24 protein-coding genes and 1 other annotated feature are annotated in these 25,802 nt (G+C 55.1%); of the genes, 18 read left to right on the forward strand and 6 right to left on the reverse strand.

Annotated elements, in window-relative coordinates; all coding sequences use genetic code 11:
* Positions 1–42: 42 nt before the first annotated feature.
* Positions 43–363, forward strand: coding sequence for a trp operon repressor (gene trpR / locus NIM72_RS15040; RefSeq protein WP_222924588.1), 321 nt, complete (start codon positions 43–45; stop codon positions 361–363).
* On the opposite strand, the gene yjjX is transcribed toward trpR, so the two are convergent.
* Entirely contained in the window at positions 364–882 is a 519-nt protein-coding gene (gene yjjX / locus NIM72_RS15045; RefSeq protein ID WP_161731712.1) for an inosine/xanthosine triphosphatase, read from the reverse strand. It abuts the gene before it with no gap.
* 204 nt (positions 883–1,086) lie between these two features.
* On the opposite strand from yjjX, the gene gpmB reads away from it, so the two are divergent.
* Complete coding sequence (gpmB, locus tag NIM72_RS15050) at positions 1,087–1,734, forward strand: 2,3-diphosphoglycerate-dependent phosphoglycerate mutase GpmB (RefSeq protein WP_161731710.1); 648 nt, start codon at positions 1,087–1,089, stop codon at positions 1,732–1,734.
* Between the two features lie 39 nt (positions 1,735–1,773).
* Here gpmB and robA read toward each other — a convergent pair whose 3' ends face one another.
* Positions 1,774–2,655, reverse strand: coding sequence for an MDR efflux pump AcrAB transcriptional activator RobA (robA, locus tag NIM72_RS15055; protein WP_161731708.1), 882 nt, complete (start codon positions 2,653–2,655; stop codon positions 1,774–1,776).
* A 194-nt stretch (positions 2,656–2,849) separates the two neighbouring features.
* On the opposite strand from robA, the gene creA reads away from it, so the two are divergent.
* On the forward strand, positions 2,850–3,323 hold the full coding sequence (creA, locus tag NIM72_RS15060) for a protein CreA (protein ID WP_161731706.1): 474 nt from the start codon (positions 2,850–2,852) through the stop codon (positions 3,321–3,323).
* Between the two features lie 71 nt (positions 3,324–3,394).
* Here creA and arcA read toward each other — a convergent pair whose 3' ends face one another.
* The gene (gene arcA, locus NIM72_RS15065) at positions 3,395–4,111 is read right to left on the reverse strand and encodes a two-component system response regulator ArcA (RefSeq protein ID WP_010253677.1); all 717 of its coding nucleotides are present in this window, start codon (positions 4,109–4,111) and stop codon (positions 3,395–3,397) included.
* 609 nt (positions 4,112–4,720) lie between these two features.
* Here arcA and NIM72_RS15070 point away from each other — a divergent pair.
* The 5 genes from NIM72_RS15070 (at position 4,721) to thrC (ending at position 10,447) form a co-directional block, all read left to right on the forward strand.
* Entirely contained in the window at positions 4,721–5,425 is a 705-nt protein-coding gene (locus NIM72_RS15070) for a tRNA/rRNA methyltransferase (protein WP_161731704.1), read from the forward strand.
* A gap of 188 nt (positions 5,426–5,613) precedes the next feature.
* The gene (thrL, locus tag NIM72_RS15075; protein WP_071822204.1) at positions 5,614–5,682 is read left to right on the forward strand and encodes a thr operon leader peptide; all 69 of its coding nucleotides are present in this window, start codon (positions 5,614–5,616) and stop codon (positions 5,680–5,682) included.
* Positions 5,621–5,739 (forward strand) — a sequence feature (Thr leader region). It overlaps the preceding gene by 62 nt.
* 26 nt (positions 5,740–5,765) lie before the next feature.
* Positions 5,766–8,228, forward strand: coding sequence for a bifunctional aspartate kinase/homoserine dehydrogenase I (gene thrA / locus NIM72_RS15080; RefSeq protein WP_253421044.1), 2,463 nt, complete (start codon positions 5,766–5,768; stop codon positions 8,226–8,228).
* A 2-nt stretch (positions 8,229–8,230) separates the two neighbouring features.
* A complete protein-coding gene (gene thrB, locus NIM72_RS15085; protein WP_161731700.1) occupies positions 8,231–9,160 on the forward strand; it encodes a homoserine kinase in 930 nt (309 codons plus the stop codon).
* Positions 9,161–9,163: 3 nt separating this feature from the next.
* Entirely contained in the window at positions 9,164–10,447 is a 1,284-nt protein-coding gene (thrC, locus tag NIM72_RS15090; protein ID WP_161731698.1) for a threonine synthase, read from the forward strand.
* A 62-nt stretch (positions 10,448–10,509) separates the two neighbouring features.
* On the opposite strand, the gene yaaA is transcribed toward thrC, so the two are convergent.
* Complete coding sequence (gene yaaA / locus NIM72_RS15095; protein WP_253421047.1) at positions 10,510–11,283, reverse strand: peroxide stress protein YaaA; 774 nt, start codon at positions 11,281–11,283, stop codon at positions 10,510–10,512.
* Positions 11,284–11,492: 209 nt separating this feature from the next.
* On the opposite strand from yaaA, the gene tal reads away from it, so the two are divergent.
* From tal to NIM72_RS15110, 3 genes are all read left to right on the forward strand, one after another.
* A complete protein-coding gene (gene tal, locus NIM72_RS15100) occupies positions 11,493–12,446 on the forward strand; it encodes a transaldolase (protein ID WP_013356716.1) in 954 nt (317 codons plus the stop codon).
* A gap of 125 nt (positions 12,447–12,571) precedes the next feature.
* On the forward strand, positions 12,572–13,159 hold the full coding sequence (gene mog / locus NIM72_RS15105) for a molybdopterin adenylyltransferase (protein ID WP_253421050.1): 588 nt from the start codon (positions 12,572–12,574) through the stop codon (positions 13,157–13,159).
* Positions 13,160–13,265: 106 nt separating this feature from the next.
* Positions 13,266–14,573 (forward strand): MFS transporter, encoded by a 1,308-nt coding sequence (locus NIM72_RS15110; protein WP_253421053.1) that lies wholly within the window; start codon positions 13,266–13,268, stop codon positions 14,571–14,573.
* 51 nt (positions 14,574–14,624) lie between these two features.
* Here the strand turns inward: NIM72_RS15110 and satP are convergent, their stop codons facing one another.
* Entirely contained in the window at positions 14,625–15,194 is a 570-nt protein-coding gene (gene satP / locus NIM72_RS15115) for an acetate uptake transporter (RefSeq protein WP_222924582.1), read from the reverse strand.
* A 303-nt stretch (positions 15,195–15,497) separates the two neighbouring features.
* Here satP and dnaK point away from each other — a divergent pair, with 303 nt between their 5' ends.
* The 4 genes from dnaK (at position 15,498) to nhaR (ending at position 20,912) form a co-directional block, all read left to right on the forward strand.
* Positions 15,498–17,408: a molecular chaperone DnaK gene (gene dnaK / locus NIM72_RS15120; RefSeq protein WP_253421056.1), complete on the forward strand. Its 1,911-nt coding sequence runs from the start codon at positions 15,498–15,500 to the stop codon at positions 17,406–17,408.
* A gap of 104 nt (positions 17,409–17,512) precedes the next feature.
* On the forward strand, positions 17,513–18,658 hold the full coding sequence (gene dnaJ / locus NIM72_RS15125; protein ID WP_135910149.1) for a molecular chaperone DnaJ: 1,146 nt from the start codon (positions 17,513–17,515) through the stop codon (positions 18,656–18,658).
* Between the two features lie 164 nt (positions 18,659–18,822).
* Positions 18,823–19,995, forward strand: a complete 1,173-nt coding sequence (nhaA, locus tag NIM72_RS15130) for a Na+/H+ antiporter NhaA (RefSeq protein ID WP_253421059.1) — start codon at positions 18,823–18,825, stop codon at positions 19,993–19,995.
* An 8-nt stretch (positions 19,996–20,003) separates the two neighbouring features.
* A complete protein-coding gene (gene nhaR / locus NIM72_RS15135) occupies positions 20,004–20,912 on the forward strand; it encodes a transcriptional activator NhaR (protein WP_161731688.1) in 909 nt (302 codons plus the stop codon).
* A gap of 36 nt (positions 20,913–20,948) precedes the next feature.
* Here nhaR and rpsT read toward each other — a convergent pair whose 3' ends face one another.
* On the reverse strand, positions 20,949–21,212 hold the full coding sequence (gene rpsT, locus NIM72_RS15140; protein WP_008925553.1) for a 30S ribosomal protein S20: 264 nt from the start codon (positions 21,210–21,212) through the stop codon (positions 20,949–20,951).
* A gap of 306 nt (positions 21,213–21,518) precedes the next feature.
* Between rpsT and ribF the strand changes: the two genes are divergently transcribed.
* From ribF to lspA, 3 genes are read left to right on the forward strand one after another with little or no spacing between them, the layout of a single operon-like run.
* Positions 21,519–22,448, forward strand: coding sequence for a bifunctional riboflavin kinase/FAD synthetase (ribF, locus tag NIM72_RS15145; RefSeq protein ID WP_013356724.1), 930 nt, complete (start codon positions 21,519–21,521; stop codon positions 22,446–22,448).
* Between the two features lie 29 nt (positions 22,449–22,477).
* On the forward strand, positions 22,478–25,294 hold the full coding sequence (ileS, locus tag NIM72_RS15150) for an isoleucine--tRNA ligase (RefSeq protein ID WP_161731687.1): 2,817 nt from the start codon (positions 22,478–22,480) through the stop codon (positions 25,292–25,294).
* On the forward strand, positions 25,294–25,800 hold the full coding sequence (gene lspA, locus NIM72_RS15155) for a signal peptidase II (protein WP_003854827.1): 507 nt from the start codon (positions 25,294–25,296) through the stop codon (positions 25,798–25,800). Before ileS ends, lspA begins: the two co-directional genes overlap by 1 nt.
* Positions 25,801–25,802: the final 2 nt, after the last annotated feature.

Genomic DNA, 25,802 nt, shown 5'->3' on the forward strand with positions numbered 1-25,802 from the left:
TGCTAAGCTTCCGTACTCTTTAGCGAGTACGGAAGCCTCTTCATGACCCATTCTGATTCCCCCTCTACCGATGCGCATTCGCCAGAAGATAGCTGGCAACGCTTTGTCGTGCTGATGCAGCAGGCCTTTGCCGATGGTCATGCATTGCCCCTGATGCAACTGATGATGACGCCTGATGAGCGGGAAGCATTCGGCACCCGACTGCGGATTATCGAAGAGTTGATGAACGGCGAAATGAGCCAGCGCGAGCTGAAAAATGAGCTCGGCGTCGGCATCGCAACCATTACCCGTGGCTCTAACAGCCTGAAAGAGGCGCCCCCAGAGCTGAAACGCTGGCTGGAAGCGCATCTGGGACGCACCTGATCACTGCTGGTAAAGCGGATGGACGAACGGGCAGAGTGCCAGAATCAGTGCCTGATGATAGACACTGGAGCGACTGAGCAGGCCGTTCGTGAACGCCCCGATAGCACCACCCTGGTGTTTGATATTGTCGATGCCGGTTAACCGCGCCATCTCGTCGCCCAGCTCACGGCCTTCACGCAGGCCTGCCAGCACGACTGGCGGCAGGGTAAAACTGGCCGAGCGCGATTCGCCGCGCTGCTTCTGGTTTTCCACGACCATCCAGGCAAATGCGGTGTCATCTTCGATGCCTGCCTCAATCGCTACCCAGAACGCCGCTTCAGGCCGGACCTGTCGGGCATTCATGACGCGCTGACGTGCGCCTGTTCGCGTTTCCAGATGGGTTAACGGTTGTGCTGCTACGCCGCTATCGACCTCGACCCCTTCAATATGGCAGGATCCCTCGCCGAAAACGTCGCTGAAAGCCTGAGCAATCGCGTGAATCTTCGCTGGGTTGGTTGTGGCTGCGACAACATGGTACATAATTGATTGAACCCTCAGGTGATTAAGAGCCTGGCCCATCAGGCGATTTTATGGGCTGGTCTGAACCTGGGCAGTGCCACGATCCTCGCGTACTCCGTGTACGCCGGATTATTACGCACGCTCCGTGTCCAGACTGTCTGCAACAATGACGCCTGATGGGACAGGCTCTGAGACGATTTTTGTCGCAGTATAACGGAAACTAACATGCTACAGGTCTATCTTGTTCGTCACGGTGAAACGGTATGGAATGCGGAACGCCGCATTCAGGGGCAATCCGACAGTCCGCTGACGGAAAAAGGTGAGCAACAGGCTTATCAGGTGGGTGAGCGCGTCAAACATCTGGGCATCACGCACGTGATTGCCAGCGATCTGGGACGTACGCGCCGCACCGCGGAGATTATTGCGGACGCCTGCGGATGCGCAGTGACGCTGGATCCGCGGCTGCGTGAGTTGAATATGGGCGTACTGGAGAAGCGTCCGCTGGATGGTTTAACGGCGGAGGAAGAGCAGTGGCGCGCCACGCTGGTCAACGGCACCGAAGGCGGTCGCATTCCAGAAGGCGAGTCGATGACGGAGATGGCGACGCGCATGCACGCCGCGCTGAATGCCTGTCGCGAACTGCCTGTCGGAAGCCGTCCGCTGCTGGTCAGTCACGGTATGGCACTGGGATCGCTGGTCAGTACGATTCTCGGTCTGCCCGCGTATGCGGAACGTCGCCTGCGTCTGCGTAACTGCTCAATCTCACGTGTCGATTATCAGCAGAGTGCCTGGCTGGCAGAAGGGTGGATTGTGGAGACGGCGGGGGATATTTCCCATCTTGACGCGCCTGCGCTCGACGAGCTGCAACGCTGATGTCGTGAAAGCTGCCGTCCACAGACGGCAGCCCTGATCTTAGCTGGCGACAGTCTGACGGCGAATCGGAATCAGATATTCGCACCGAATCTCGGTCGGTGGCTCGCTAAGCTTTTTACCGCCATGAGTATAAAAGCGTTCGATGTCCTGTCCCTGACGACGGGTCAGTCCCAGCGTTGGCATGCAGGTGCCATAAAGCAGCAGGATAAATTCCTGCAGATTGACGCGCGGGCCGTTGTAGGTGAACTGCACGTAATCGCCCGCTTCCAGAATAACACTCTGGCCGGAGTGCAGGTTGACCGCGCTGTCAGCAGGCACCGCCGTGGTGTAGAGAATCTCCTGCTCATCATCTTTGTCCTGGCTGGCACGCACCTGATGCAGGCCATACAGCACCGGCGGAACCGTGTCCGTTTCCAGCAGGAACTGCTTCCAGAAGTGAATCCGCATCTCGTCGCGATAGCTGGAGATCTGCTCCAGAATACAGGTGTAGTTCTGGGTTTGTCCCACCAGTACCGTTTCCGGCAGGGTAACGAAAGCCGGTTCCGGCTGCGTCTCATCGTCCAGGCGAATCGGGGGACGAATACCGAATGAGTTCCAGTCGGAAGAGCGACGATACCAGGCCGGAGTCTGAGCAAACTGCTTTTTGAATGCGCGAGTAAAAGTTTGCTGTGAATCAAAACGATACTGCAGGGCGATGTCCAGAATCGGGCGACTGGTCAGCCGCAGCGCGACAGCAGCTTTCGACAGACGACGCGCACGGATATAGGCACCTATTGCGTGACCGGTTACGTCCTTGAACATCCTTTGTAAATGCCATTTAGAGTAACCGGCTTTCTGGGCAACATTGTCCAGTGAAAGGGGTTGATCCAGATGGCTCTCCAGCCAGACAAGCAAATCGCGAATGATACCGGCTTGGTCCATAAAACATCCTCATACTCTGGTGGTGCAGCTAAACGCATTCGAAGAATATTAGCACTCATTGCTCAAAAGACGTGGGCCGTTTTCCGGGGAAGGTTGTGCTAAATCAGTACGGGCTTAAACCCGTTTTAGTTTGGTCATTAATTCGTTTGACAGTACATTACATTCTCATCTATTCCATTTGCAATGGTAACTCCATGACAATAACGCGTCTTATGATCGCTGTGCTGACCACGCTGACCTTTTCCAGCCCGCTGCTTGCCGAACAGATTGGCTCTGTTGATACGGTATTCAAGATATTCGGGCCTGACCACAAAATCATTGTTGAAGCATTCGATGACCCGGACGTTAAAAATGTAACCTGTTATATCAGCCGGGCGAAGACCGGCGGTATTAAAGGCGGACTGGGACTGGCAGAAGATACCTCTGATGCCGCGATTTCCTGTCAGCAGGTCGGTCCGGTCGAACTGAGTGATAAAATTGCGCAGGGCAAAGCGGAGGGAGAAGTGGTCTTCCGCCAGCGTACCTCTCTAATCTTCAAGAAGCTGCAGGTTGTACGCTTCTTCGACAAAAAGCGCAATGCTCTGGTCTATCTGACCTACTCCGATAAAGTGGTCGACGGTTCACCGAAAAATGCGCTCAGCGCCGTGCCGATTATGCCGTGGCACTGATTAACCTGCTGTATTGAGCGCAAAAAAAACGCCCGCAGGGGCGTTTATTGTTTATCGCATCTGACAGCTGCTTAATCCTGCAGATCACCACAGAAGCGATAACCTTCACCATGGATGGTGGCGATGATCTCAGGCGTGTCCGGCGTAGATTCGAAATGCTTGCGGATACGACGGATGGTGACATCAACGGTGCGATCGTGCGGCTTAAGGTCGCGGCCGGTCATTTTTTTCAGCAAATCGGCACGGGTCTGAATTTTGCCTGGATTTTCGCAGAAGTGCAGCATGGCGCGGAACTCACTGCGTGGCAATTTGTAGTGCTCGCCGTTCGGGTTGATCAGTGAGCGGCTGTTGATATCCAGCTCCCAACCGTTGAATTTGTAACTCTCTACCTGACGGCGCTCTTCGCCTGGCATCGCCAGGTTCATAGTGCGCGACAGCAGGTTGCGGGCACGAATAGTCAGCTCACGTGGATTAAACGGTTTGGTGATGTAGTCGTCAGCGCCAATTTCCAGACCAAGAATTTTATCGACTTCGTTGTCACGGCCGGTCAGGAACATTAGAGCGACATTGGCCTGCTCACGCAGTTCACGGGCCAGTAGCAGGCCGTTTTTACCGGGCAGGTTGATGTCCATAATGACCAGGTTAACGTCATTGTCAGTCAGCACCTGATGCATTTCAGCGCCATCAGTCGCCTCGTACACCACATAACCTTCCGCCTCAAAAATGCTCTTGAGGGTATTACGCGTGACCAGTTCGTCTTCAACGATAAGAATGTGCGGGGTCTGCATGTTTAGCTACCTAAAATTTGCCAACAAATTGAAAACAGGGCGTACAGCGGTATGGCGTTCTCCATCATCGAGAGCGGCGGGCCGCGCTGAACCGTTGTACGAAATCATATTTTGATAAGCCATCTATCAACGTCAACAACAGTATTAGCTCAGCCAGTCAGGATGAAAATTGCATGCCCCGGGCGTTAATGATAATGGCGCATATCCTAACTGTATTAACAGCAACCTAACAGCACCAACTACAACCGATAAGCATAAAAACAACGCTTCGTTGACTTATATCAAATGCAATTGTAGCACGTTAACACTTTTGTGAAAAACTTCTCGCAGAATGCCTGTTTAGCTCACAAAAAGCATCATTTACGTTACATTTATCACGCCTGTGACCCAAAATGAAACCAGCGGGTAATCACATTCTATCTCTTTGAAGTTAAATAAATTAATAATGATTTCTTTAATAAGGCGGGTTTCGGGGATAAAAATATTCAGGGCATCACTTTTCACTGGTTTTAACATTGTTAACACCCGATTTTCTTGTCGCCTTCTGACGACTGGATCATTAACAGTCATGTTAATATGGCGTTATGTAAATGGACCAATGGAATAAATATGCTTTTTCCCCTGATTCTCGTCTCGCCCGCGCGGCCAGAAAATATCGGCGCTGCGGCGCGTGCCATGAAAACTATGGGGTTCAGCCAGCTGCGCATCGTTGCCAGCGACGCCTGGCAGGATCCGGCAGCGCGCCGGGTAGCCCATGGCGCAGGTGAGATCCTCGATAATGTTCAGGCCTTTACTACGCTTGCCGAGGCTTTAGCGGATATCGATTTTTCGGTCGCGACGACGGCGCGCAGCCGGGCAAAGTTCCGTTACTATGCCACACCCGAGCAGGTTGAAACGCAACTGCTGGAAAAGCGTCAGTGGGTCAACAGCATGGCGCTGGTGTTTGGCCGCGAAGATAGCGGGCTGACCAACGAGGAGCTGGAGCAGGTCGATCTGCTGACCGGCATCCCGATGGCAAATGATTATCCTTCACTGAATCTCGGTCAGGCAGTGATGGTTTACTGCTATCAGCTGTCGAAGCTGAATCAGGTTGAAGCGCCGGTCGCGTCCGCTGCCGACGGGCAGCAGCTGCAGGCGCTGCGTCAGCGTTTCCATCAGCTGCTGGCGCAACTCGATGTCAGTGATGATGAGAAGCTGTCAGACTGGATCGATCAGCGAGTGGGTTTGCTGGAACAGCGTGACAGCGCGATGCTGCATCGTCTGCTGCACGATATTGAAAAAAAACTCACAGATAAATCCTCGGCAAAAAGCTGATTTTACAGCAACAGATCGCAGGGAATTTCTGCATCGCAAACGATCGAACAGCGTTTTGCGATTTGACCGGAGGCTGTGCGCAGTGGTGGAAAACTGTCCGCCGGACAAATCGGGTTGACTTAATGTGCGCTTTGCTTTACTTCTGGAAGCAAGACGGACAGACAAAAACAGACAGAAAATAAATCTAAATGCGTAAAATCAGCCTGAACACCACAATTATTACCACCACCATTACCTCAGGTAACGGTGCGGGCTGACGCATACAGGAAAAACAGAAAACAAGCCCGCACCTAAACAGTGCGGGCTTTTTTTTCGGCTTAAATTCAGGAGAGTTAATATTATGCGAGTGCTGAAATTCGGCGGGACCTCGGTAGCGAATGCGGAGCGTTTCCTTCGCGTCGCTGACATTCTGGAAAGCAATGCGCAACAAGGACAGGTTGCAACCGTGCTCTCTGCACCTGCGAAGATCACTAACCATCTGGTGGCGATGATTGAAAAAACCATCAGTGGTCAGGACGCTTTACCGAATATCAGCGACGCCGAACGCATCTTCAGCGAGCTGCTGCAGGGGCTCGCTGACGCGCAGCCGGGCTTTGAGTTCGATCGACTGAAAACCCGCGTTGATCTGGAGTTTGCTCAGCTAAAACAGGTAATGCACGGCATCAGCCTGCTGGGCCAGTGCCCGGACAGCGTCAACGCAGCGATTATCTGTCGTGGTGAAAAACTCTCGATTGCGATCATGGAAGCGCTGCTGCAGGCGCGCGGTCATGAGGTGAGCGTGATTGATCCGGTCGAGAAATTGCTGGCGGTCGGCCACTACCTCGAATCGACAGTCGACATCCCTGAATCAACCCGCCGTATTGAAGCGAGTCAAATCCCGCCGCAGAACATGATCCTGATGGCTGGCTTTACCGCCGGTAACGAGCGCGGCGAGCTGGTGGTGCTGGGCCGTAATGGCTCTGATTATTCAGCTGCCGTGCTGGCCGCCTGTCTGCGTGCCGACTGCTGCGAAATCTGGACCGATGTGGATGGCGTCTATACCTGCGATCCGCGTCAGGTGCCGGATGCACGCCTACTGAAGTCAATGTCGTATCAGGAGGCGATGGAGCTCTCCTATTTCGGCGCCAAAGTGCTGCATCCCCGCACTATCGCGCCTATCGCCCAGTTCCAGATCCCTTGCCTGATCAAAAACACCGCTAATCCGCAGGCGCCCGGCACCCTGATTGGTGCTGAAGGCGAACAGGATGAGAGCCCGGTAAAAGGCATCACCAATCTGAATAATATGGCGATGGTCAACGTCTCCGGCCCCGGCATGAAAGGGATGGTTGGAATGGCGGCCAGAGTCTTTGCGGCGATGTCGCGCACCGGTATCTCTGTGGTGCTGATCACTCAATCCTCTTCCGAATACAGCATCAGTTTCTGCGTGCCGCAGAGCGAGCTGGCGCGGGCGCGTCATGTGCTGGAAGAAGAGTTCTACCTGGAGCTGAAAGATGGCCTGCTGGATCCGCTGGATATCATTGAAAACCTGGCGGTGATCTCGGTGGTGGGCGATGGCATGCGCACGCTGCGTGGCATCTCAGCGAAATTCTTCTCGGCGCTGGCACGCGCCAATATCAATATCGTGGCGATTGCACAGGGCTCCTCTGAGCGCTCCATCTCGGTGGTGGTAAATAATGACGAAGTAATCACTGGCGTGCGTGTGGTGCATCAGATGCTGTTCGCCACCGATCAGGTGATCGAAGTGTTTGTGGTCGGTGTCGGCGGTGTCGGCGGTGCGCTGCTGGATCAGTTACATCGCCAGCAGGCGTGGCTGAAGCAGAAGCACATCGATCTGCGGGTCTGCGGCATTGCGAACTCGCATGCGCTGTTAACAAATGTCCACGGCATCGATTTAAGCAACTGGCAGGCGGCACTCGCCGAAGCGAAAGAGCCGTTCAATCTCGGACGCCTGACGCGTCTGGTGAAAGAGTATCACCTGCTTAATCCGGTCATTGTGGATTGTACCTCCAGCCAGGCCGTTGCCGATCAGTACGCGGATTTCCTCAGCGAAGGCTTCCATGTGGTAACGCCGAACAAAAAGGCGAATACCTCCTCCTGGAATTACTATCAGCAGATGCGCGCCGCCGCCGCCAACTCACGACGTAAATTCCTTTATGATACCAACGTCGGTGCCGGACTGCCGGTGATTGAGAACCTGCAGAACCTGATGAACGCGGGTGATGAACTGCTGCGCTTCTCGGGTATTCTTTCCGGATCGCTGTCGTTCATCTTCGGCAAGCTGGACGAAGGGATCTCGCTGTCGCAAGCCACTAACATGGCGCGTGAGATGGGCTTTACCGAACCCGATCCGCGAGACGATCTCGCTGGCACCGATGTGGCGCGTAAGCTGCTGATCCTGGCGCGTGAAGCGGGTCATCAGCTTGAGCTGAGTGATATTGAGATCGAGCCGCTGCTGCCCGCCAGCCTTGTCGAAATTCAGGATGTGGAGCAGTTTATGCAGCGTCTGCCTGAGCTGGATAACGCCTTTGCTGACCGCGTTGCACAGGCGCAGAGTGAGGGCAAAGTGCTGCGCTACGTGGGCGTGATTGAAGAGGGCGGCGTCTGCAAAGTGAAGATCGACGCCGTTGACGGCAACGATCCGCTCTATAAAGTGAAAAACGGTGAGAACGCGCTGGCGTTTTACAGCCGCTACTATCAGCCGATTCCGCTGGTGCTGCGCGGATACGGTGCAGGAAATGATGTTACAGCGGCCGGTGTCTTTGCCGACCTGCTGCGTACGCTGTCATGGAAGTTGGGAGTTTAATCATGGTAAAAATTTACGCACCGGCCTCGATTGGTAACGTCAGCGTCGGCTTCGATGTGCTGGGCGCGGCGGTTTCGCCGGTAGATGGCTCCCTGCTGGGTGACTGCGTCTCCGTGGAAGCGGCAGAGCAGTTTTCACTGACCAACGCCGGACGTTTTGTCAGTAAGCTGCCCGCCGATCCCAAAGAGAACATCGTTTATCAGTGCTGGCAGCGTTTCTGCGAGGCGATTGGCAAAGCGATCCCGGTGGCGATGACGCTGGAGAAGAATATGCCCATTGGCTCCGGGCTGGGTTCCAGCGCCTGCTCGGTGGTGGCCGGTTTAATGGCGATGAACGAGTTTTGCGGCAAGCCTCTCAGCGACAGCACGCTACTGACGCTGATGGGTGAGCTGGAAGGGCGAATCTCCGGCAGCGTACATTATGATAATGTCGCTCCCTGCTTCCTCGGCGGCATTCAACTGATGCTTCAGGAGAATGACATCATCAGCCAGGCGGTGCCAGGCTTTGACGACTGGCTGTGGGTAATGGCCTACCCGGGCATTAAAGTGTCGACCGCAGAAGCACGCGCCATTTTACCGGCGCAGTACCGTAAAGAAGACTGCATTAAGCATGGCCGCCTGCTGGCCGGCTTCATTCACGCCTGCCATACGCGTCAGCCGCAGCTGGCAGCTAAACTTATGCAGGATGTGATTGCCGAACCTTATCGGACCCGGCTGCTGCCAGGTTTCGCCGAGGCGCGGCAGGCCGCGAAAGAGATTGGCGCACTGGCGTGCGGCATCTCCGGCTCTGGTCCGACACTTTTCGCCGTTTGCAATCAGATGGAAACGGCACAGCGGATGGCTGACTGGCTGAGCCAGCACTATCTGCAGAATGATGAAGGCTTCGTCCATATCTGCCGTCTCGACACGGCTGGCGCACGACAATTGGGATAACGCATGAAACTCTACAATCTTAAGGATCACAACGAGCAGGTCAGCTTCGCCCAGGCGGTGAAACAGGGTCTGGGTTCGCAGCAGGGTCTGTTCTTTCCGCTGGAACTGCCGGAGTTTGAACTGACCGACATCGACGCGATGCTGGAGATGGATTTTGTCAGCCGCAGCAGCAAAATTCTCTCGGCTTTCATTGGTGACGAGATTCCGGCCCATCAGCTGCATGAGCGTGTTAAAGCCGCTTTTGCTTTTCCGGCCCCGGTGAAACAGGTCAGCGAAGATATCGCCTGTCTGGAGCTGTTCCACGGTCCGACGCTGGCGTTTAAAGATTTCGGCGGCCGTTTCATGGCGCAGATGCTGTCGTATGTTTCAGGCTCAGATGAGCAGATCACCATTCTGACCGCCACCTCCGGTGATACCGGCGCGGCCGTGGCGCACGCGTTCTACGGCATGAAGAACGTGCGCGTGGTGATCCTCTATCCGCAGGGCAAAATCAGTCCGTTGCAGGAGAAACTCTTCTGTACCCTGGGCGGTAACATCGAAACCATCGCTATCGACGGCGATTTTGATGCCTGCCAGTCGCTGGTCAAACAGGCGTTTGATGATGAAGAGCTGAAAAAGACGATTGGTCTGAACTCGGCAAACTCTATCAACATCAGCCGCCTGCTCGCGCAGATCTGCTACTACTTTGAAGCAGTCGCGCAGCTGCCGCAGGAAAAACGTAATCAGCTGGTGGTATCCGTGCCGAGCGGCAACTTTGGTGATTTGACCGCCGGTCTGCTGGCGAAATCGCTGGGCCTGCCGATCAAACGCTTTATCGCCGCCACCAACGCCAATGACACGGTGCCGCGCTTCCTTGGCAACGGCGAATGGCAGCCTAACCTGACGGTCTCTACGCTGTCGAATGCGATGGATGTCAGCCAGCCGAACAACTGGCCGCGTGTGGAAGAGCTGTTCCGCCGTAAAACCTGGCGCTTAACCGATCTCGCCTGTGGTGCGGTCTCTGATGAGACCACGCGCGCCGCCATGCGTGAACTGGCTCAGATTGGCTATGTTTCCGAGCCGCATGCTGCCATCGCCTGGCGTCTGCTGCGCGATCAGCTGCAGGAAGGGGAATATGGTGTGTTCCTCGGTACCGCGCACCCTGCGAAATTCCGCGAAAGTGTGGAAGCGATTCTTGAACAGACTCTGACGCTGCCGCCAGAGTTAGCGGAGCGCGCTGATCTGCCGCTCCTGTCGCACGAGATGACGGCGGACTTCGCCTCACTGCGGGCCTTCCTGCTGAAGTAGTGCTGTAAATGGCTTCCCGGCGGCGGGAAGCCTATTCGCGGAGAGACATTACGCGCGGGGTATTACTGCTCCGCGCGCTTAAAGACCAGCTCGCTCTCCCTGCTGCTGGCTGCATCAAAACGATAGCCATCCAGATCAAACGCTTTAAGCTGCTCCGGCTTTGTCAGGCGCTGCTGAATCACATAGCGGCTCATTAATCCACGCGCCTTTTTGGCATAGAAGCTAATCACTTTATAACTGCCGTTCTTCTCATCGAGGAACACCGGCTTAATCATTTGTGCTTTCAGCTTCTTCGGCTTAACTGCTCTGAAATATTCGTCCGAGGCGAGGTTAATCAGTACCTCATCACCCTGTTCCGCCAGCGCGGCATTCAGCCGTTCAGTGATAACATCGCCCCAGAATGTGTAGAGATCTTTGCCCGCCGGATTGGCCAGACGAATGCCCATCTCCAGTCGGTAAGGCTGCATGAGATCGAGCGGACGCAGCACGCCATAGAGGCCTGACAGCATACGCAGATGCTGCTGAGCAAAATTGAAATCCTCATCACTGAAGGTTTCGGCCTGCAGGCCCGTGTAGACATCACCTTTGAACGCCAGGATGGCCTGACGGGCATTCTGCGGGGAAAAATCGGGGTGCCAGCTGTTAAATCGTTCGGCATTGAGGTGTGCCAGTTTGTCGCTGATGCCCATTAACGAGGCGATGCTGGCGGGTGACAGCTCGCGCGCAATCTCAATCAGCTGTTGTGACTTTTCTAACAGCGCAGGCTGGGTGAAACGCGTGGTCGCCAGCGGGCTTTCATAATCGAGCGTCTTGGCAGGAGAGATCACCATCAACATTGTTGCTTCCTCGGTTAATGCCTGGTTTAACAGGGCATTGGCTGCTTATCAGGCTTTGCAGTGTACCAAAAAAGCCGCAAAGAATGACGAATCACACCTATTTGTTCGCGCTATCGTAAACGGCATTCCCTGACCTTGCGCGACCGTTGGCGCGTGATATTATCCCAACAGCCTTTTTTCACACTGACAGTTAACTAAGAGAAAAGAACATGACGGACAAACTTACCTCCCTGCGTCAGCTCACCACCGTCGTCGCCGACACCGGTGATATTGCAGCCATGAAGCTGTATCAGCCGCAGGACGCTACCACCAACCCTTCTCTGATTCTTAACGCCGCACAAATTCCTGAATACCGTAAACTGATCGATGAAGCGATCGGCTGGGCGCGTGAGCAGAGCAGCAACAAAGAAGAGCAACTGCAGCTGGTTTCTGACAAGCTGGCCGTAAACATTGGTCTGGAAATCCTGAAGCTGATCCCAGGCCGTATCTCGACTGAAGTCGATGCGCGTCTCTCTTACGACACGGAAGGCAGCATCGCTAAAGCCCGCAGCCTGATCAAACTCTACAATGATGCCGGTATCAGCAATGACCGCATCCTGATCAAACTGGCCTCTACCTGGCAGGGCATCCGTGCTGCAGAGCAGCTGGAAAAAGAGGGTATCAACTGTAACCTGACCCTGCTGTTCTCCTTTGCTCAGGCGCGTGCCTGTGCTGAAGCGGGCGTGTTCCTGATCTCTCCGTTTGTTGGCCGCATCCTCGACTGGTACAAAGCCAACACCGACAAGAAAGAGTATGCCGCGCACGAAGATCCAGGCGTGGTTTCAGTCTCTGAAATCTACAACTACTACAAGCAGCATGGCTATGAAACCGTGGTGATGGGCGCGAGCTTCCGTAACGTTGGCGAAATCATCGAGCTGGCCGGCTGTGACCGTCTGACCATTTCGCCTGCGCTGCTGAAAGAGCTGGCAGAGAGCGAAGGCACCCTGGAGCGTAAACTGAGCTACAGCGGCGAAGTGAAAGCGCGTCCGGCCCGCATGACCGAGTCTGAGTTCCTGTGGCAGCACAACCAGGATCCCATGGCGGTAGCTAAGCTGGCAGAAGGTATCCGCAACTTTGCCGTTGATCAGGGCAAACTTGAGAAAATGCTGGCAGAACTGCTGTAATCTGCTGACCGTGGCGGCGCAGGCTGCCACGGTTTTCTCTTTTCCGACCCTTTCACTTTATATTATCCTTTCTGCTATTCCCCTTTTACTCCACCGCACCGCGGTAAATCACAGCGAAGCTCATCATGAATACATTACGCATTGGCCTGATCTCGGTCTCCGATCGCGCCGCGAACGGCATCTATCAGGATCAGGGGATTCCCGCACTGGAGAGCTGGCTTGGCAGCGCAATCAGCAGTCCGTTTGAGATTGAGTCCCGACTGGTACCGGACGAGCAGCCGATGATTGAGCACGCCATTTGCGAACTGGTCGATGAACGTTTTTGCCATCTGGTGTTAACCACTGGCGGCACCGGTCCGGCCCGACGCGATGTCACGCCCGACGCCACCTTAGCCGTTGCCGATCGGGAAATGCCTGGCTTTGGTGAGCAGATGCGTCAGATAAGCCTGCAGTTTGTGCCGACCGCGATTCTGTCGCGTCAGGTCGGGGTGATCCGCAAACAGTCGCTTATCCTCAATCTGCCGGGTCAGCCGAAGTCGATCAAAGAGACGCTGGAAGGGCTGAAGGATGAGCAGGGCAACGTAAAAGTGCACGGCATCTTTGCTTCTGTACCTTATTGTTTACAGCTTCTGGAAGGGCCTTACGTCGAGACGCATTCTGAGGTAGTAGCAGCATTTCGCCCTAAAAACGCGATACGTGAGATAAATAACTAAATATTGCGCATTTCAGGCATAAGCTATAGCCCTGCTGGTGTGGCAAAAGATTGACGATATAGTAAGAGTATCTTTACAACCTTGTCTCTTTTGCCTCTGGACTATTATGAATCCGACTTACACGCAGCGTCTGACCGGTAAGGATTACAAAACTCTGGCGCTGGCCGCGCTGGGCGGCGCGCTGGAATTTTACGACTTCATCATCTTTGTCTTCTTCGCCACCGTAATTGGCGAACTCTTTTTCCCTTCAGATATTCCGGAATGGCTGCGTCAGCTGCAGACGTTTGCCATTTTTGCCGCAGGCTATCTGGCACGCCCGCTGGGCGGCATCGTGATGGCGCATTTTGGCGACAAGCTCGGACGCAAAAAGATGTTCAGCCTGAGTATTCTGCTGATGGCGCTGCCAACCCTGATGATGGGCGCTCTGCCTACCTGGCAGACGATTGGCATTGCTGCGCCACTGCTGATGCTGTTGATGCGGATGCTGCAGGGCGCAGCGATTGGCGGCGAAGTGCCGGGTGCGTGGGTGTTTGTCGCTGAGCACGTGCCTTACAAACGTATCGGCATCGCCTGTGGCACGCTGACGGCCGGGCTGACCATCGGCATTTTACTGGGGTCGCTGGTGGCGACGCTGATTAATACCTCGATGTCGCAGCAGGCGATTCATGACGGCGGCTGGCGTATTCCGTTCTTCCTCGGTGGCGTGTTTGGTCTTATCGCAATGTACCTGCGGCGCTGGCTGCATGAGACGCCGGTCTTTGTTGAGATGCAGAAGCGTAAAGCGCTGGCTGAAACCCTGCCGCTGAAGACCGTGCTGGCGGAGCATAAAAAGTCGGTTGTGATTTCCATGCTGCTGACCTGGCTGCTCTCCGCCTGCATCGTGGTCGTGATCCTGATGTCGCCGGTCTGGCTGCAGAAGCAGCTGGGCATCGCGCCCGCGCTGACCCTGCAGGCCAACAGTATCGCCACCGTGATGCTCTGCATCGGCTGCATTATTGCCGGACTCGCTGTCGATCGCGTTGGTGCCAGTCGTACCTTATGTGTCGGCAGCCTGCTGCTGGCAATCTGTAGCTGGCAGTTCTATCACCTGACCGCTCTCTATCCGCAGCAGCTGTTCCTGCTCTATGGCGTGGCGGGCCTGAGCGTCGGTATTGTCGGCGTCGTGCCCTTTGTGATGGTGCGCGCCTTCCCGGCAGAGGTGCGTTTTACCGGCCTCTCGTTTTCCTACAACCTCTCCTACGCGATCTTCGGCGGGCTGACACCCATCTTTGTGTCGCTGCTGATGAACGTCTCAGTGATGGCACCCTGCTGGTATGTGATGGCGCTGGCGCTGGTGGGATTGTTGACGGGGATCTGGCTGCGGCGTGATGTCAGCCACGAGCCTGGCCTGCAGCAGGGAATAAACTCTTTGTAATGCGGGGACGCGGAGACAGGCTCCGCGTCTTTTTCAGGCGTAAAGGCAGGCTTAAAGCGATTTCGCGCCAATCGGCAGAAGAGTGCGGCCAAAGGTGTCGTTCAGCACTTCACCCATTGCCAGATAGCAGGCGCTGGCACCACAAAGTATGCCGACCCAGCCCGCAGACACCTCCAGCGAAGGCAGGTGCATAAGGTGAGCCACGGCCAGCAGCAGAAACAGCAGCGTGAGCGAGCCAAAGACAAACTGCAGCATCCGCGCACCTTTCAGCGTGCTGATAAACATAAACAGCGTGAAGATGCCCCACAGTGCCAGCCAGGCACCCAGGAAGCGTTCATCAGGCGCTTTCGCCAGACCCATCTGCGGTAACAGCAGAATCGCCACAAAGCTTAACCAGAACATGCCGTAAGAGGTAAAGGCTGTCAGCCCAAAAGTGTTGTTCTTTTTAAATTCCAGCAGACCGGCCAGCACCTGCGCGATTCCGCCATAAAAAATCCCCATCGCTAAAATTGCCACGTCCATGTCAAACAGACCCGTGTTGTGCAGGTTCAGCAAAATGGTTGTCATGCCAAATCCCATTAAGCCCAGCGGGGCAGGATTAGCCAGCGTTGAATTTGCCATAGTTCCTCGGCAGTCAGTTGATCGTTAATGAAATAAAAGGACTTCAGCCTGCTCACAGAAAGGAGTAAGGCGACGCATCATATTCAGTGGGTTAACCGTGTTCTTTGATCCCGGCAGGGCCAGAGGTAGAAAAATTTTTTTGGTTTAGCCCTTGATGCGCATCGAAGCGGCCCCATTTACTTGTCATCGAGCGTTGTGAACGTTGGAAAAAAAGCATGTGCTGGCAGGTTGAATGCAAACAACCCGCCCACATAACAGGTTCACAACCCAAATTGGCAACGAATTTAAGTGGGAGATGTTTAGATGGGTAAGATTATTGGTATTGACCTGGGTACAACCAACTCTTGTGTTGCGATCATGGATGGCACTAAAGCACGCGTGCTGGAAAATGCCGAGGGCGATCGCACCACGCCTTCAATTATTGCGTATACACAGGATGGCGAAATTCTGGTCGGTCAACCGGCTAAACGTCAGGCAGTGACTAACCCGCAGAATACCCTGTTCGCAATCAAGCGTCTGATTGGTCGTCGTTTCCAGGACGAAGAAGTGCAGCGTGATATTAAAATCATGCCGTACAAAATCACCGGCGCTGACAACGGCGACGCCTGGCTGGAAGTGAAAGGCCAAAGAATGGCACCACCGCAGATCTCTGCTGAAGTGCTGAAGAAAATGAAAAAGACCGCCGAAGATTACCTCGGTGAGCCAGTGACCGAAGCGGTCATTACCGTACCGGCTTACTTCAACGATGCGCAGCGTCAGGCGACCAAAGATGCCGGCCGTATCGCGGGTCTGGAAGTCAAACGTATCATTAACGAACCGACAGCTGCTGCACTGGCATACGGTCTGGACAAAGGCCAGGGCAACCGCACCATCGCGGTTTATGACCTGGGTGGCGGTACCTTCGATATCTCAATCATCGAGATCGACGAAGTTGACGGCGAAAAAACCTTTGAAGTTCTGGCGACCAACGGTGACACCCACCTGGGTGGTGAAGACTTTGACAGCCGCCTGATTAACTATCTGGTTGCTGAATTCAAGAAAGACCAGGGCATCGATCTGCACAACGATCCACTGGCAATGCAGCGTCTGAAAGAAGCGGCAGAGAAAGCGAAAATCGAACTTTCTTCTGCACAGCAGACCGATGTTAACCTGCCATACATCACGGCAGATGCGACCGGTCCTAAGCACCTGAACATCAAAGTGACCCGCTCTAAACTGGAGTCACTGGTTGAAGATCTGGTTGCACGCTCAATCGCGCCACTGAAAGTTGCGCTGCAGGATGCGGGCCTGTCTGTATCAGACATCAACGACGTTATCCTGGTGGGTGGTCAGACCCGTATGCCACTGGTTCAGGCGAAAGTGACCGAATTCTTCGGTAAAGAGCCGCGTAAAGACGTGAACCCGGACGAAGCCGTTGCCGTTGGTGCTGCGGTTCAGGGTGGTGTACTGGGTGGCGACGTGAAAGACGTGCTGCTGCTGGACGTTACCCCGCTGTCACTGGGTATCGAAACCATGGGTGGCGTGATGACTTCGCTGATCAGCAAGAACACCACCATCCCAACCAAGCACAGCCAGGTCTTCTCGACGGCTGAAGATAACCAGTCAGCCGTGACCATTCATGTGCTGCAGGGTGAGCGTAAGCGCGCCAATGACAACAAGTCACTGGGCCAGTTCAACCTCGACGGTATTCAGAATGCGCCACGCGGTATGCCGCAGATCGAAGTGACCTTTGACATCGATGCGGATGGTATCCTGCACGTGTCGGCGAAGGATAAGAACAGCGGTAAAGAGCAGAAGATCACCATCAAAGCCTCTTCAGGTCTGAGCGATGAAGAGATCCAGAAAATGGTGCGTGATGCAGAAGCGAACGCTGAATCTGACCGTAAGTTCGAAGAGCTGGTCCAGACGCGTAACCAGGGTGACCAGATTGCCCACAGCACACGTAAGCAGCTGGATGAAGCAGGCGACAAACTGTCAGCTGATGACAAAGCGCCAATTGAAGCCGCACTGGCCGCGCTGGAAACTACGCTGAAAGGCGAAGACAAAGCGGAAATCGACGCCAAAATGCAGGCGCTGATGGAAGTGTCCGGCAAACTGATGGAAGCAGCACAGCAGTCTCAGGCGGGTGCAGCGGATGCCGGTGACGCGTCAGCGAAGAAAGATGATGACGTTGTCGATGCTGAATTCGAAGAAGTGAAAGACAACAAGAAATAATTGCCCCTGACCGGGCGCGACGGTTGGCCTGACAGCCGTTGAAACCAGCACGGGCGTAGGAGATCTCTCCACGCCCGTGCGATCATGTTAAGGGCTAAAAAAACATGGCGAAGAGTGATTACTACGAGATTTTAGGCGTCGCCAAATCCGCGGACGAGCGTGAAATCAAAAAGGCTTACAAACGCCTGGCAATGAAATTTCACCCGGACCGCAATCCCGGTGACAAAGAGGCCGAAGCTAAATTCAAAGAGGTCAAGGAAGCGTACGAAATCCTGACCGATGCGCAGAAGCGTGCGGCCTACGATCAGTATGGTCATGCAGCCTTTGAACAGGGCGGTATGGGTGGCGGTGGATTCGGCGGCGGCGGCTTTGGTGGCGGCGGTGCAGACTTCAGCGATATCTTTGGCGACGTATTCGGTGACATCTTTGGTGGTGGACGCCGTCAGCGCGCCTCACGTGGCGCCGATTTACGCTACAACATGGAGCTGTCGCTGGAAGAAGCGGTACGCGGCGTGACCAAAGAGATCCGCATTCCAACCCTGGAAGAGTGTGATGTCTGCCACGGCAGCGGCGCGAAAGCGGGAACGCAGCCACAAACCTGTTCAACCTGTCATGGTGCAGGCCAGGTGCAGATGCGCCAGGGCTTCTTCACTGTCCAGCAGGCCTGTCCGACCTGTCATGGTCGCGGCTCGGTGATTAAAGATCCGTGCAACGCCTGTCATGGCCATGGCCGCGTTGAGAAGTCGAAGACGCTGTCAGTGAAAATCCCTGCTGGGGTTGACACCGGCGATCGTATTCGTCTGAGTGGCGAAGGCGAAGCGGGCGAGCAGGGCGCACCAGCCGGCGATCTCTACGTTCAGGTATCGGTGAAGAAACACCCGATCTTCGAGCGTGAAGAGAACAATCTCTACTGCGAAGTGCCAATCAACTTTGCGATGGCGGCGCTGGGCGGCGAGATTGAAGTGCCGACACTGGATGGTCGCGTGAAGCTGAAAGTGCCGTCAGAAACGCAGACCGGCAAGCTGTTCCGCATGCGCGGACGTGGCGTCAAATCGGTACGTGGCGGCGCGGTCGGCGACCTGTTATGTCGCGTCGTGGTGGAAACACCGGTCAGCCTGAATGAGAAACAGAAAGCGCTGTTGCGTGAACTGGAAGAGAGTTTTGGCGGCCCGAGCGGCGAGCATAACAGCCCGCGCTCAAAGAGCTTCTTCGACGGCGTGAAAAAATTCTTTGATGACTTAACCCGTTAAGTTCATCCACGCTGAAAGCCAGCGCCTGCCGCTGGCTTTTTTTTACCTGCGATCAACGCTTCGTTATTTCCGAACAATCCCCGCTAAATAAACTGTTTTTTTCGAGCTGTTATTACCGTTACTCTTAGGGACTTTGATTGATCTCTGGATTAAGGACAACGCGTGTGAATATCAGATTAAAAAAAATAGTTGAAAGCGACGCTACCGGCGGTGTGGTGCTGATTATTGCGGCTGCGCTGGCGATGGTACTGGCCAATAGCGGAGCGACGCAGCAGGGCTATCGCGATTTGCTGGCCATTCCGGTGGAGTTTCGCTTTGGCAGTCTCGATATCAGCAAAGACCTGCTGCTGTGGATTAACGATGCGCTGATGGCGCTGTTCTTCCTGATGGTAGGACTTGAGGTCAAACGCGAACTGGTGATGGGCGCGCTGGCTAAACGTGAACAGGCGCTGTTCCCGCTGATTGCGGCGCTGGGTGGCATGATCGCCCCGGCGATCATTTTTCTGCTGTTTAACGGTGCCGATGCCGCCACCCGCAGCGGCTGGGCGATCCCGACCGCCACCGATATCGCCTTTGCGCTGGGCATCCTGGCGCTGCTGGGAAGCCGCGTGCCGCCTGCTCTAAAAATCTTCCTGATGGCGCTGGCGATCATCGACGATCTCGGGGCAATCGTGATTATCGCGCTGTTTTACACGCATCACCTTTCGATGGCCTCGCTGGGCGTTGCCGCCGCTGCCATTGCCGTGCTGGCGCTGATGAACCTGCTCAACGTGCGCAACACCGGTCTCTATCTGCTGGTGGGGCTGGTGCTATGGGTGGCGGTGCTGAAGTCGGGTGTTCATGCGACGCTGGCGGGTGTCGTGGTCGGCTTCCTGATTCCGCTGGCGAAGAAAGAGGGACACTCTCCGGCGATTCATCTTGAGCATGCGCTGCATCCCTGGGTGCGCTGGGTGATCCTGCCCCTGTTTGCCTTTGCTAATGCGGGTGTGTCGCTGACGGGTGTCTCGTTCGGTAGCCTCTTCTCGCTGCTGCCGCTGGGCATCATGTCCGGTCTGCTGATCGGTAAGCCACTGGGCATTACGCTGTTCTGCTGGCTGGCAGATAAAACCGGCATAGCCAGACTGCCGGAAAATACTCACATCAAAGATATTGCGGCGGTGGGGGTGCTGTGCGGTATTGGCTTCACCATGTCGATATTTATCGCCTCGCTGGCCTACGGCGACATCAGTGCTGAACTGATGACGCTGGCGAAGCTGGGGATTCTGTCAGGCTCGATTCTGTCGGCGGTGCTGGGCTATGTGATCCTTGGCTGGCGTCTTAAGCAGCGTGCGGCGTAGGGCATCCTATGGCGCATATTAATTACAATCATCTCTACTACTTCTGGCACGCCTGCCGTGCGGGATCGATTACGGCGGCAGCAGAGGCACTCTCCCTGACGCCACAGACCATTACCGGGCAGATTAAGGCACTGGAGGAGCGCCTGCAGGGCAAGCTGTTCCGGCGTCAGGGACGGGGTCTGGTACCGACGGAACTGGGACAGTTGGTGTTCCGCTACGCTGACCGCATGTTTATGCTGGGTCAGGAGATGCTGGATATCGTTAACTACCGCAAAGAGTCTCATCTGCTGCTGGATGTTGGCGTGGCAGATGCGCTCTCTAAGCAACTGGTCAGTAAGGTACTGGAGACCGCAGTGGTTGCAGAAGAGAAGATTCACCTGCGCTGTTTTGAGTCGACTCACGAAATGCTGCTGGAACAGCTCAGTCAGCATAAGCTGGATATGATTATCTCTGACTGCTCCATCGATCCCACCCAGCAGGAAGGGCTGTTTTCGGTGAAGCTGGGGGAGTGCCCGATCAGTTTCTGGTCCGCGCAGCCGATCACCGATCTCTCTTTTCCGGCTTGTCTTGAGACGCGCCCCCTGCTGATTCCGGGTCGCCGCTCGATGCTGGGGCGCAAAATCCTCAACTGGATCACAACCCAGGGGCTGCAGGTGGAGATTCTCGGTGAGTTTGATGATGCAGCTCTGATGAACGCATTTGGTGCGCGTCAGAAGGCGGTTTTTGTAGCAGCAGCGCTGGACAGGGATCAGCAGGAGGGGAGTTATGAAGTCGGCCGGCTCGATGCGGTGTCAGAGGAGTACCATATACTCTTCGCCGAGCGGATGATTCAGCATCCGGCGGTGCAGCGTCTCTGTCACGCTGACTTCAGCGGACTCTTTCCCCGTCAGAGTACAGACGAAAAAAAACCGGCGTAAGCCGGCTTTTTTAACAAAGCGATAAACAACGGGCGATTAAGCCAGTTTGTTGATCTGTGCAGTCAGGTTTGATTTATAACGTGCAGCTTTGTTTTTGTGGATCAGACCTTTAGCGGCCTGACGATCCACGAGTGGTTGCATTTCATTGAATGCGTTCTGCGCAGCAGCTTTGTCGCCTGAAGCGATCGCCGCGTATACTTTCTTAACGAAGGTACGCATCATTGAGCGGCGGCTAGCGTTATGCTTGCGGCGTTTCTCAGATGTTACGGCGCGTTTCTTAGCTGATTTGATATTAGCCAAGGTCCAACTCCCAAATGTGTTCTATAGAGACAAATCAAAGGCCGAGGACTATGCCCTTCTAACCTGATTTTGTCAATGGATTTGTGCAAATAAGCGTCGCTCTATGAGCAGCACTCGGTTACGTATTTGATGGCGCAAGATTCTACCAGCTTCCCCTCGCTGAATACAGTATTTCGCGACAAAATTCTTAACATGCGCATCTGCAACAGGAAATGCAGCACCTAAAGCATGAAAGGCGTGCTGACGGGTTAACCTGAGTCGCTTTCAAGGGTATAATCCGCCGATTTCCACCGGTTTGGGCCAGCCATGAAGTTTATCCGCGGTATTCATAATCTTAACGAGCAGCATCGCGGCTGCGTTCTGACCATTGGTAATTTCGATGGTGTGCACCGCGGGCATCAGGCGCTGATGTCCCGGCTGTGTGAAGAGGGGCGTAAGCGTAATCTGCCGGTCGTGGTCATGGTGTTTGAGCCACAGCCGCTGGAGCTGTTTGCCGGTGATAAAGCCCCGGCACGCCTGACGCGCCTGCGTGAAAAACTGCGCTATATGGCTGAAGCCGGCGTCGATAAAGTGCTGTGTGTGCGGTTCGACCGTCGCTTCGCAGCCCTGTCCGCCCAGCGTTTTATCAGTGACCTGCTGGTGGACAAGCTGGACGTAAAGTACCTCGCAGTAGGCGATGATTTCCGCTTCGGCGCTGGTCGCCAGGGGGATTTCCTGTTATTACAGAAAGCCGGTGCGGAGTATGGTTTTGAGGTCGTGAGCACCGAAACCTTTTGTGACGGCGGGAAGCGAATCAGCAGCACCGCCGTGCGTCAGGCGCTGGCCGCAGATGATTTAGCGCTGGCGCAGTCGCTGTTAGGTCATCCATTCACCATTTCCGGCCGCGTCGTGCACGGTGATGCACTGGGACGCACGCTGGGTTTCCCCACTGCGAACCTTCCTTTACGCCGCAGCGTCTCACCGGTGAAAGGGGTCTATGCGGTGGAGGTACAGGGTCTGACGCCTGAGCCACTGCCGGGTGTTGCCAATATCGGCACTCGCCCGACCGTAAAAGGTTTACGCCAGCAGCTTGAAGTTCACCTGCTCGACATCAATATGGATCTCTATGGTCGTCACATTGATGTGGTGCTGAAACAGAAAATACGAAACGAGCAGCGCTTTGCCTCACTGGAGGCGTTGAAAGAACAAATTGCGAACGATGTGGTAACGGCCCGGCAGTTCTTTGGGCTGCTTTAACCTGAGCGAAAAACGGAATCGAGAATCTGATGAGTGACTATAAATCTACCCTGAATTTGCCGGAAACGGGATTCCCGATGCGTGGCGATCTGGCCAAACGCGAACCGGGAATGTTGCAACGCTGGTATGCCGACAACCTGTACGGCATCATCCGCGAAGCCAAAAAAGGGAAAAAAACCTTTATCCTGCATGATGGCCCTCCGTATGCGAACGGCAGCATTCATATTGGTCACTCTGTTAACAAGATTCTGAAAGACATTATCGTTAAGTCGAAAGGCATGGCGGGTTATGACTCGCCATATGTGCCGGGCTGGGACTGTCACGGTCTGCCAATCGAACACAAAGTTGAGCAGATGATCGGCAAGCCAGGCGAGAAAGTCACCGCCGCTGAATTCCGTGCCGCGTGCCGCAAGTATGCTGCTGAACAGGTTGAAGGCCAGAAGGCCGACTTTATCCGTCTGGGCGTGCTGGGCGACTGGGATCGTCCTTACCTGACCATGGATTTCGGCACCGAAGCCAACATCATCCGTGCGCTGGGTAAAATCATCGGCAACGGCCACCTGCATAAAGGCGCGAAGCCAGTGCACTGGTGCCTGGATTGCCGTTCAGCCTTAGCAGAAGCGGAAGTGGAGTATTACGACAAAACGTCACCGTCAATTGATGTGATGTTCAACGCCATCGATGCCGACGCGGTGCGTCAGGCATTTGGCGTAGCACAGGTCAATGGCCCAATCTCACTGGTGATCTGGACAACGACGCCGTGGACATTACCAGCTAACCGCGCCATCTCTCTGCATCCTGAATTTGAGTACCAGTTGATCCAGATCGAGGGCCGTGCCCTGATCCTGGCGAAAGAGCTGGTTGAGAGCGTCATGAAGCGCGCCGGTGTCAGCGAATGGCAGGTACTGGGCGAATGTCAGGGCGCTGCGCTGGAGCTGCAGAAATTCCAGCATCCGTTCCTGGCGCTGGCGTCGCTGGTGGTGCTGGGCGATCACGTGACGCTGGACGCGGGTACTGGTGCAGTTCACACCGCTCCAGGCCACGGTCCGGATGACTATGTCATCGGTCAGAAATATGGCATCGAAACGGCGAATCCGGTCGGACCGGATGGCACTTATCTGCCAGGCACATATCCGACGCTGGATGGGATTAACGTTTTTAAAGCCAACGACATGATCGTTGAGCTGCTGAAAGAGAAGGGCGCGCTGCTGCACGTTGAGAAACTGCTGCACAGCTACCCGCACTGCTGGCGCCATAAAACGCCGATCATCTTCCGCGCCACGCCGCAATGGTTCATCAGCATGGATCAGAAAGGACTGCGTGCGCAGTCGCTGAAAGAGATCAAAGGCGTACAGTGGATCCCGGACTGGGGCCAGGCGCGTATCGAATCGATGGTAGCGAACCGTCCTGACTGGTGTATCTCCCGTCAGCGTACGTGGGGCGTCCCAATGGCGCTGTTCGTTCATAAAGAGAGCGAAGAGCTGCACCCGGACACGCTGGCGCTGATGGAGAAAGTGGCGCAGCGCGTTGAGCAGGATGGGATTCAGGCCTGGTGGGATCTCGACCCGCGCGAACTGATGGGCGACGATGCCGATCATTACGTTAAAGTGCCGGATACGCTGGATGTCTGGTTTGACTCCGGTTCTACCAGCTACTCCGTGGTGGATGCGCGTCCTGAATTTGGCGGACATGCGCCTGATCTCTATCTGGAAGGCTCCGATCAGCATCGCGGCTGGTTTATGTCCTCGCTGATGATCTCCACGGCGATGAAGGGCAAAGCGCCTTATCGTCAGGTACTGACGCACGGTTTCACCGTGGATGGTCAGGGCCGCAAGATGTCGAAGTCGATCGGCAACACCGTTGCACCGCAGGATGTGATGAACAAACTGGGCGCCGATATTCTGCGTCTGTGGGTGGCCTCAACCGACTACTCGGGTGAAATGGCGGTCTCCGATGAGATCCTCAAGCGCTCTGCCGATGCCTATCGTCGTATCCGTAACACCGCGCGTTTCCTGCTGGCTAACCTCAGCGGCTTCAACCCGGCCACCGATCTGGTGAAACCGGAAGAGATGGTGGTGGTGGATCGCTGGGCAGTGGGTCGCGCACAGGCGGCACAGGCCGATATCGTTGCCTCTTACGAGAACTACGATTTCCACGAAGTGATCCAGCGTCTGATGCAGTTCTGCTCAATTGAGATGGGCAGCTTCTATCTCGACATCATCAAGGATCGTCAGTACACCGCGAAAGGCGATGGCCTGGCGCGTCGCAGCTGTCAGACCGCGCTGTGGCATATCGTCGAAGCGCTGGTACGCTGGATGGCACCGATCATGTCCTTTACAGCGGATGAGATCTGGGGCTACCTGCCAGGCGAACGTGCACAGTATGTCTTCACCGAAGAGTGGTATCAGGGTCTGTTTGGCCTGGCAGAAGATGAAGCGCTGAATGACGCCTACTGGGCTGAGCTGCTGAAAGTGCGTGGCGAAGTGAACAAGGTGATCGAGCAGGCGCGTGCGGATAAACGTATCGGTGGCGCACTGGAAGCGACGGTGACGCTCTATGCCGATCCGGAACTGGCTGCTAAGCTGCAGGCGCTGGGCAATGAGCTGCGTTTTGTGCTGCTGACCTCTGGCGCACAGGTAGCGGATTACGCACTGGCGAATGACGAAGCGCAGCAGAGTGAGCTGCTGAAAGGTCTGAAAATCGCGCTGCACAAGGCGGAAGGCGAGAAATGTCAGCGCTGCTGGCATTACACTACCGACGTCGGACAGAATCCTGAGCATGCTGAGGTCTGTGGTCGTTGTTACACTAACGTAGCCGGTGACGGCGAACAGCGTGAATTTGCCTGATGCGTAAACCTATTTTATCAACCGGATTGCGCTGGCTGTGGCTGGTGCTGGTGGTGATTGTTGTCGACTTCGCCAGTAAGCAGTGGGTGATGAACAACATGATGCTGCATGAAACCCAGCCGCTGATGCCTTATCTGAATCTGTTCTACGCGCACAACTACGGCGCGGCGTTCAGTTTCCTGGCGGACAAAGGCGGCTGGCAGCGCTGGTTCTTTGCCGGTATTGCGCTGGCTATCGTGATCTCGCTGGTGGTGATGATGTACCGCAATCACGCCAGCCAGAAGATGGCTAACATCGCCTATGCTCTGATCATCGGCGGCGCGATAGGCAATTTGTTCGATCGCTCATACCATGGCTTTGTGGTCGATTTTATCGATTTCTATGTCGGTAACTGGCACTTCGCTACATTTAATATCGCTGACTGCGGCATCTGTATCGGTGCGGCATTGGTGGTGCTGGAGGGCTTTTTCAGCCCGAACGGCAAACAGGCTAAACAGAAAGGGTAAGT

The organism is Pantoea sp. B550 (genome assembly GCF_024158165.1).
Lineage (GTDB): Bacteria > Pseudomonadota > Gammaproteobacteria > Enterobacterales > Enterobacteriaceae > Pantoea > Pantoea alfalfae.